Source organism: Embleya sp. NPDC059213, from assembly GCF_042754445.1.
Classification (GTDB): Bacteria; Actinomycetota; Actinomycetes; order Streptomycetales; family Streptomycetaceae; genus Embleya.
This window is the reverse complement of record NZ_JBHZAV010000347.1, coordinates 1-4,815: the sequence shown is the minus strand read 5'-3', so window position 1 is coordinate 4,815 and position 4,815 is coordinate 1. Positions and strand designations below refer to the sequence as shown.

The 4,815-nt window shown below is 72.8% G+C and carries 4 protein-coding genes; 1 reads left to right on the top strand and 3 read right to left on the bottom strand.

Annotated features, from left to right (window positions below):
* Positions 1-60: 60 nt before the first annotated feature.
* From ACFXMF_RS46790 to ACFXMF_RS46780, 3 genes are all read right to left on the bottom strand, one after another.
* Complete coding sequence (locus ACFXMF_RS46790; RefSeq protein ID WP_360320215.1) at positions 61-510, bottom strand: PPOX class F420-dependent oxidoreductase; 450 nt, start codon at positions 508-510, stop codon at positions 61-63.
* A 414-nt stretch (positions 511-924) separates the two neighbouring features.
* On the bottom strand, positions 925-1,422 hold the full coding sequence (locus tag ACFXMF_RS46785; RefSeq protein ID WP_379992625.1) for a hypothetical protein: 498 nt from the start codon (positions 1,420-1,422) through the stop codon (positions 925-927).
* Positions 1,423-1,669: 247 nt separating this feature from the next.
* Complete coding sequence (locus tag ACFXMF_RS46780; RefSeq protein ID WP_379992626.1) at positions 1,670-3,178, bottom strand: ABC transporter substrate-binding protein; 1,509 nt, start codon at positions 3,176-3,178, stop codon at positions 1,670-1,672.
* 379 nt (positions 3,179-3,557) lie between these two features.
* Here ACFXMF_RS46780 and ACFXMF_RS46775 point away from each other — a divergent pair, with 379 nt between their 5' ends.
* Positions 3,558-4,685, top strand: coding sequence for a M20 family metallopeptidase (locus tag ACFXMF_RS46775; protein WP_379992627.1), 1,128 nt, complete (start codon positions 3,558-3,560; stop codon positions 4,683-4,685).
* The last annotated feature ends 130 nt before the right edge of the window (positions 4,686-4,815 follow it).

Genomic DNA, 4,815 nt, shown 5'->3' with positions numbered 1-4,815 from the left:
CAACAAAGGATATCTCGCGGCCGTCCGGCTCCGGGCGGTCCGTTCGGTCCAGGGCGTGCGCTATTCGGTGCTCGTCGTCTTTCGCCCGCCGCCCGCCTGGTCGTTGTCCTTGAGCGCGCCCCAACCGTGCCAGCGGTCGATCCGGACCCAGGCGCTGACGCGACCCCGGTCCCGCTGCGGGTAGTCGCCGCCCCCGTAGTGGCGGGCCAGCCGGTCGATGTCGGCCAGGTCCTTGTCGTCGCGGATCTCGTCGACGTGGCCGACCAGGCTCAGATGCGTGTACCAGTTCCCCTCGTCGAGCACGGTGAGGGACACCCGGGGATCGTTGCGGATGTGGGCGAGTCGCCGCCGTCCCTCGTCGAGGTTGAGCAACACGCGACCGTCCTCCTCCCACAGGTACCAGGTGGCCGTGGAGACGGGCTGCCCGTCGGCCCGGAGCGTCGTCACGACCGCGGGATTGGGTTTCCGCAACATCGCGATCGCCTCTTCGGGCAGCGGCGGCTTCGACATGTGTCCTCCTGGTCGGTGTCCGGCCGCGGTGTCTCGGCGGGTTCGCCGCACCGGACCGCACCGACGACACTACCCCCGGGCCGCGCCGCCACCCGGTTCGCCGCACGGGCCGAATCCGGTTGCCGACACCGGCGGTTCGAGGGTCGGGATCACCAGGCCCAGCCTTCGTGCCGGCCGATGCGGATGGCCGGCGGCATGGGCGCCTGGTCGAGTCCGTGCGGGTTCCCGGTCAGGCTGTGGGCGCATTCGCCGGGGCAGGCCAGGAGTTGGGCGATCGGGGTGCCGCCCGTGACGACGGCGTCCTGGGAGCAGCGCAGGTCGACGCCACACGCCGCGCAGGCCGGTCCGGCCCGCTGATCGCGCGTGGGCCCCCGGTTCCCGGGTCGCTCGGGCGCGGGGTGGCGGTGAGGCCGCTCACGCGGACCGGCCCTCCATCCGCGGTACGCCGAGCGCGCCTTCGCGTGCCCCGACCAGCCAGCGACGCAGCCAACGCAGTTCGCCGTCGTCCGGGCAGCGGCGCATGCCGTTGTGATCGCAGGCCAGGAAGCGGTCCAGCGAGCGGACGTGCACGACGCCCCGGTGCTCGATCCGGGTGGACAGCGTCATCGTGGACCGGCCCAGTTGCACGACCGTGGTGCCGATGCCCACCGGCTCGGCGAGCATCGGCAGCGGGACCGGGAACGCGGTGTTGCGCTGCACGGCCGTCCAGCCGACGTGCATCACCGCCTCGCCGGGCCGTCCCGCGGCGGTGAGTTCCACCTGCGCGTCCTCGATGTAGCGGATCAGCGAGAGGTTGTGGACGCGTCCGAAGCGGTCGAGATCCGAGACCCGGGTGTGCCGTTGGCTGCGAAACTCGGGCACCGGTACCGGGCGGGTGGCCCGGGTCGGCGAGTGCGTTGCCGCGGTGGTCATGGTCGTGTTCGTCCTTCGTGTTCCGTGCCGGGTACGACGGCCGCGTCTCCTCGCGCGCCGGCCGCACCGGCCGCGCACCGCCGGGTTGCGGCGGGTGCGGCGGGTGCGGCGACGGGACGCGCGAGGTGTCCCCGAGAAAGACGTGGCGCACGACATGCCAACGACTCGGTGTTCACTTGGTCACGAACGAACGGCCACGCAATCGCGTCGACCCGCCCGAGTCTCGCCCGGGGCGGTCGGGGCGAGGTCAGCGCTCGTCGGCCCGACGCGGCGTGGTCGGCAGGATGCCGCCACCGTCGATCTCGAAGGCGTAACCCCGGCCGAACCAAGGGGAGTTGGAGTCGATGAAGGTCACCACGTCGACCCGCTTGATCAACTCCGCCTCGGCCGCCGTCCATTCCGGGCAACCGGCGATGTCGGATTTACCCATCGCCTGGGCGGCGAGGCGCCGGTGCTCGGGGTTGTCGGTGGCACCGAGGTTGAGGCCCTCGGGCGGCTTGGGCCCGGAGAAGAACACGAGGTTCCGGTCGGGGGCGGGCACCGAGACCGGCGCCCAGGCGATGTCCCACTGACCGGCCATCAGGATGGAGACGTTGGTCGTCTGGGCGGTCCGGCTGGTGGTGACCTTCACGCCGAAGGAGTTCCACTGCCGGACGGCCAACTCGACGGCGGCGATCACCTGATTGCCCTGATAGCCGGGGTAGGGCATCGAGATGGACAGTTGTCGGCCGTTCTTGCTCCAGCGCCCACCGGACTTCTCCCACCCGGCGGCTCGCAGCGCCTCGGCGGCGCGGGCCGGATCGTGCGGCGGGAGGTTGGCGGTGACCGAGTCGGTGGGGCAGGGCGGTGCCATCGTGGTGCCGAACCGGGTCGCGGGCACGCCCTTGCCGCCGGTGGCCACCGCACCGATCTGCTTGAGGTCGAGCGCGGCGACCAGGGCCCAGCGCACCTCGGCGTCGGCGGTGACCCGACCGGGGGCCTCGTTGAACAGCAACATGCCGAACGGGTCCCGCTGGAGCTCGAACCCGACGCCGGCCGCGGTCAGCCGGGTACGATCCGCGCCGATGACCCGCGCGACGTCGAGCTGTCCACCCAGCAGCAGGTTGGTCCGGGTGGACTCGTCGCCGACGAACTTGAAGACCACCCGATCCGGCGAGGCGGCGTTGTCGGCCCCGTCCGGGCCCCAGACGTATCCGGGGCGCCTGGTGAAGGCGAAGTGGTCGCCCGGCACCACCTCGCTCAGCCGGTACGGACCGGTGCCGTTGGACCCCTGGTCCAACTTCTCCTGCGAGCGCATGCCCGAGGGGCACACCAGTTGCACGGTCCCGGCGCCGCGCGGCAGGAACGGGGTGGCCTCCGGGGCCTTCAGCGTCAGGGTGCCCGCGGCGTCGTCCGCGACGGCGGTGGCGCCGACCGGCACCATCGGGCCGGCCATCGGCGACTTGTTGGCCGGGTCGCCGATGTAGTTGTACTGCGCGGCGATCGCGGACGGGGTCAACGTGGTGCCGTGGTCGCACAACACGTCGCGCCTGAGGGTGAAGCTCGCCGTGGTCGCATCGGCGGTCCAGGTCCGGGCCACGCCGGAGGCGATCTGCCCGTCGGGTCGGATGTCGACCAGCGAGTCGTAGGCGAAGCGATTCATCATCACCGCGCTGGAGGCCGGCGCGGTCAGCGGGTTCATCGCGCCGGGGTCGCCGGCGACCCCGATGGTGACCGTGTTGCCGCCGGCACCGGCCCCGCCGTCGGTCCCCCGCACCCGGCGGCCGGCAGTCCCAGCGCGACGGCCGTCACGGCCCCTCGGGAGACGCGTGTCATCGCACGCCTCCCGGGCGACGGTCGGTACCGACGGGCCCGGTGCCGAGTGCGGCACCCGACTCGATGGCCACCACCCGTCGGCGGTGGTCGGGTGACGGGCAGGCGGGATCGGATCGTCCCAGCACGGGATACCTCCTTGGAAGGCGGCGCGTGCCGCGGAGAATGATCACGGAGGCAGGGCCGGACGGCCGTCGAATCGTCGTCGGCAACGAAGAACGGCCACCGATTCCGTACGCGTCGCCGACGCCGGGCCGGGGTGGGCGGCTGGGCGAACCGAGTTCGAGGTGGCTGCGGCCGGTCGGCTGGACAGGTATCCGGATATGGCTTCCACCCAGCGCTATCTCGCGGACCTGTCGGCCGAACTCGATGCCATGGTGGCCCTGTTGGGGCAACTGGTGAACTGCGAATCCCCGTCCGAGGATCTCTCGGCCCTGGACCGGTGCGCGGAGTTGCTGGCCGCGGTCGGGGCGGGGTTTCTCGGCCGCGAGCCCGAGCGGGTCGTCCTGGCCGGCATCACGAACCTGGTCTGGCGACCGCGGCCGAACGGGCCGTTGTTGCTCGGGCACTACGACACGGTGTGGCCGATGGGGACCCTCGCGGAGCTGCCCTTCTCGACGCACGAGGGTATTGCCCGCGGCCCGGGCGTGTTCGACATGAAGGCCGGCATCGTGCAGATGTTGTACGCGGCCCGGATCTCCGGCGCGCACGATCGGGTCGGGCTGTTGCTGACCGGCGACGAGGAGACCGGATCGCTGACCTCACGTGCCCTGGTCGAGGAACTCGCAGGCAAGGCCGGCGCGGTACTGGTGGGCGAACCCAGCGCGCCCGGCGGCGCGGTCAAGATCGCGCGCAAGGGCGTGGCCCGATTCCGGGTGGCGGTTCGGGGCCGCGCCGCGCACGCGGGCCTGGAGCCGGAACTGGGCGTGAACGCGACCGTGGAACTCGCCCACCAGGTACTCGCGATGTCGTCCGCGCAGCGCGCCGACCTGGGCACCACGGTCACCCCCACCGTCGCCACGTCCGGATCCACCGTCAACACCGTGCCCGAGACGGCCGCGTTCGACATCGACGTGCGCGGCTGGACCCGTGCCGAACTCGACCGCGTCACACGGCACATGCAGACCCTGCGGGCGGTACTGCCGGACGCCGAGCTGTCCGTGACCGGCGGCGTCAATCGGTACCCGCTCGAGGAAGCCATGTCCGCGGACCTGGTCGCCCACGCACGGGCCGCCGCCCGCGAACTCGGCCTCCCCGAACCGGAAGGCGTGCGCTCCGGCGGCGGCTCGGACGGCAACCTCACCGCCGCGATCGGCATCCCCACCCTCGACGGCATGGGCGCCGTCGGCGGCCACCCGCATGCCCGCGACGAGTTCGTGCAGATCGCCACCATGCCCGCCCGAACGGCCCTCCTGGCGGCGACACTCGACCGACTCGGCGGTGGGGCGTAGCTCACCCGGAGGGGGACGGCGTCTCGGGGTGTACCGCCGCGCCGGTCGGCCGGCCCCACGGGGGGGGGGGCGGGCCAGGCCGGGCGGGGCCGGGGGGGGGGGGCGGGTGGGGCGGGCCGGGCCCGGCCCG

What these genes read in the sequence shown, in the direction of transcription:
- ACFXMF_RS46790 (WP_360320215.1), bottom strand. Translation starts at nt 510, where the DNA reads ATGTCGAAGCCGCCGCTGCCCGAAGAGGCGATCGCGATGTTGCGGAAA.
- ACFXMF_RS46775 (WP_379992627.1), top strand. Translation starts at nt 3,558, where the DNA reads ATGGCTTCCACCCAGCGCTATCTCGCGGACCTGTCGGCCGAACTCGAT.
- ACFXMF_RS46785 (WP_379992625.1), bottom strand. Translation starts at nt 1,422, where the DNA reads ATGACCACCGCGGCAACGCACTCGCCGACCCGGGCCACCCGCCCGGTA.